Annotated in this window: 5 protein-coding genes; 2 read left to right on the forward strand and 3 right to left on the reverse strand. The window is 49.9% G+C overall.

Features of this window, described 5'->3' with window-relative positions; translation table 11 throughout:
* Both ENN47_07355 and ENN47_07360 read left to right on the forward strand, forming a co-directional pair.
* Positions 1–133: Thrombospondin type 3 repeat protein (locus tag ENN47_07355; GenBank protein HDP77984.1), on the forward strand; the 133-nt coding region annotated here is incomplete at its 5' end.
* A 175-nt stretch (positions 134–308) separates the two neighbouring features.
* On the forward strand, positions 309–539 hold the full coding sequence (locus ENN47_07360) for a hypothetical protein (GenBank protein HDP77985.1): 231 nt from the start codon (positions 309–311) through the stop codon (positions 537–539).
* Positions 540–614: 75 nt separating this feature from the next.
* On the opposite strand, the gene ENN47_07365 is transcribed toward ENN47_07360, so the two are convergent.
* From ENN47_07365 to ENN47_07375, 3 genes are read right to left on the reverse strand one after another with little or no spacing between them, the layout of a single operon-like run.
* Positions 615–1,109, reverse strand: a complete 495-nt coding sequence (locus tag ENN47_07365; protein HDP77986.1) for a hypothetical protein — start codon at positions 1,107–1,109, stop codon at positions 615–617.
* A complete protein-coding gene (locus tag ENN47_07370) occupies positions 1,106–1,792 on the reverse strand; it encodes a hypothetical protein (GenBank protein HDP77987.1) in 687 nt (228 codons plus the stop codon). The genes ENN47_07365 and ENN47_07370 overlap by 4 nt, the downstream gene beginning before the upstream one ends.
* Complete coding sequence (locus ENN47_07375; GenBank protein HDP77988.1) at positions 1,789–2,394, reverse strand: TetR/AcrR family transcriptional regulator; 606 nt, start codon at positions 2,392–2,394, stop codon at positions 1,789–1,791. Before ENN47_07375 ends, ENN47_07370 begins: the two co-directional genes overlap by 4 nt.
* Positions 2,395–2,618: the final 224 nt, after the last annotated feature.

Below are 2,618 nucleotides of genomic sequence, written 5' to 3' on the forward strand. Positions count from 1 at the left end.
AAACGACAACTGCCCGAATGACGGTGTAAGAGAACTGAAGAATGCCCAGGACGGAACAGGCTACAGGCACGGAGCTTCTGGCGAAAAGGGACCTGGACTCGGCAGAGGATTCGGAAAAGCAGCTCAGCTGTAAGAGATAAAACCCCTACCCAATCTAGTCAAGGGCCCGAAAGGGCCCTTGTTCTCATAATAATGAAATCGGAACAACACACTTCCAAACCCACTGACTCCTCGTTTCCTCTGCTCTGTCATCCCGAAACTAGTTTCGGGATCTGGGTTTTTCAAGAACCGTGGTTCGGGGTCGGAGGTTGAGGTTTTGGAAGAACAAAAAAACAGTTGCAAGTTCCAAGTCGTTAGTTGTAAGAGCAAAAGCCAATAAACTCTATAAGTCTCTTGAAATGCTCTTCTCGGTGGACGGCGGACCGTTGACGGACAACGTTGTCTTCGCCAGCGTTCAGCGGCTCCTAGCCCGCAAAGCGGAACTGGCCTCGCCAAAGGCGAGACTGACCAAGCGAAGCCTGACTGGCCACCGAAGGTGACTGGTTTTCAGATCGCCTCCTGCCGAAGGCAGCCTTGGGTCCGCCGCCTGGCTCCGTGAAGCGATACTTGCGACATCAGTAAATTTCATTCGCCCAAGAAGCGATACTTCCCCAGTTGCGGAAGTCGCCGATCTTGGCCCCTACTTTTTTTATTATCATTTTCTCGAAGGGGTTCATCTTGCAACTCTCGATCCTTCCTCCGAAGCAAGTGATTTCGGCTGGCTTTATTTGCTCTATCATATGCCTCATAGATTCCGGGAAGCGCCAGCCGTCAAGCAATTCCAGCGGGTCACCCTCACCGGTAGGACCACTGAGAAAGATCCAGAAGGTCATCTTCGCAAGCTCGTCCGCATAGGTTTTCAGAAACTTGACCGCCTCCCTTCTCCAAAGCCCTATATAAATCGCCGTTCCTAGTATGACCGTCTTGTACGGCGAGAGATCGACGACTTCCCGGACGGGCATCACATCTACCTGCACCTGTCTTTTCTCGAGGACCTCTCCGATCTTCTCGGCTATCTCTGCGGTAGACCCACGCTTGGTGGCGTAAGCCACCAAAGTCTTCTTTTTCATGCGGCCAGTCCCCTTTTCGACTCGCTGTCATTAACCATTCCCGATAAAAAGGCAAGAATCATGAGTACAAACCCTGTTCCCAACGAGAAGAGCATCTCCAGAGAGATCGCATCCGGGTTTCTTACAAAGGGAACGAGTCCGAAAACGGCGATTTCCAGAGCAAACAAGATCCCGAAAGAAGAGGCTGCCAGGAAAACCAGCCAATAACGGGCCACCTTCTTCCTCAGGCTGCCGACCTTTCCGCTCTTCAGAGGCTTCAACTGCTTGTGAATGAAAGTCGAGAAGACCCAAATAATCGAGAAGAACACCACCTGACCGATTCCCCCGCCAACCAGGAACAGCAAAATAAAGAGGAAAAGTAGAACAGTTGGACCGTTCTTTCTGTGAAGGAACCCTACCGACCATACTATCACTGCCATCCCCAACGCAATAGAGGCGATTCCCGTGATCAGAAAGTTGGGAATGACAGTGAAGGCCGGCTCATTGCCGTACTCCCACATCTTGTTGGCCTCCCCGATTGCGTTGATCAACAGTCCATTCGTCGAGGTAAACCCCTGCAGCGCCTCGAAGAAGCCGTGGCCTATACCGCCGACACCGAAGATAATCGCCATGGTCGATACGACTAACAGAATGGTGCGATTGACAATCTTCGAATCTGTCTCTGAAATCCCCGCTCGCTTCATTGTTCTCCCTCCTTATCCAGTCTGGCTATGACCAGATCTACCATTTGATTTATCTTTCGCCTTCGCTGCTTCTCATCGAAAAAATCCGCGCCGAGATACTTGCCGTATAGATCTGGATCGACGACGATATGATGAAACGGAAGCATCAGCTGAAGGGCGATCACGTTCAAATCGGAAAGAGCGTAACCCTTGAATATCTCCTGCAAGAGCGGCAGAACCATTTGACAGGAGTTCCTGCAACCTTCTTTCAGCTCGCCGGCTATGGCGATCTTGCTCACGTTGTAGAACTTAAAAGCCGCGTCGGCAGTGGTAAGAAGTATCTCTCTCAACCTAGTCTCTGGATTGTTTTCGATGGCATCGCTCCGCTGGTACTGCCCGATGATCTCTCCCATCATTGACCCTACAACCTGACCTATGAGGTTTTCCTTCGACTGGAAATGGTAGTTGACCAGCGAAGGATTCACTCCGGCCCGGTCGCCTATTTGCCTCGTAGTAATTCCATATGCGTCTTTCACTTCTCTAATCAATTCAAGCGTGGCTCTGAAGATCCTTTCCCTGGTGCTGATTTCTTCGGCGTTCAACCTGTACGCCTCCTTTGGTATTGAACATGATTAAAACACATTTAATACACGTTTAATTATATTATATTCTCACGAGAGATTTGTCAAGGGGGTGAGTTGTATGACGGTTGAAGAGACCGTATATTGTATTGAATACAGGGGTCTGCCAAACGCAGATCGCCCGCGAGGGCAACACACAAGCTCGAAACGAAATAACTCCTCATCATACTTTTTCTTTCTCTATCTCAGACATATATAATAGAAGC

It is taken from the genome of Mesotoga infera (assembly GCA_011045915.1).
GTDB classification, from domain to species: Bacteria; Thermotogota; Thermotogae; order Petrotogales; family Kosmotogaceae; genus Mesotoga; species Mesotoga infera_D.

Bases quoted from the DNA above. Each gene is read 5' to 3' on its own strand.
- ENN47_07370 (HDP77987.1), bottom strand. From the start codon at position 1,792: ATGAAGCGAGCGGGGATTTCAGAGACAGATTCGAAGATTGTCAATCGC.
- ENN47_07365 (HDP77986.1), bottom strand. From the start codon at position 1,109: ATGAAAAAGAAGACTTTGGTGGCTTACGCCACCAAGCGTGGGTCTACC.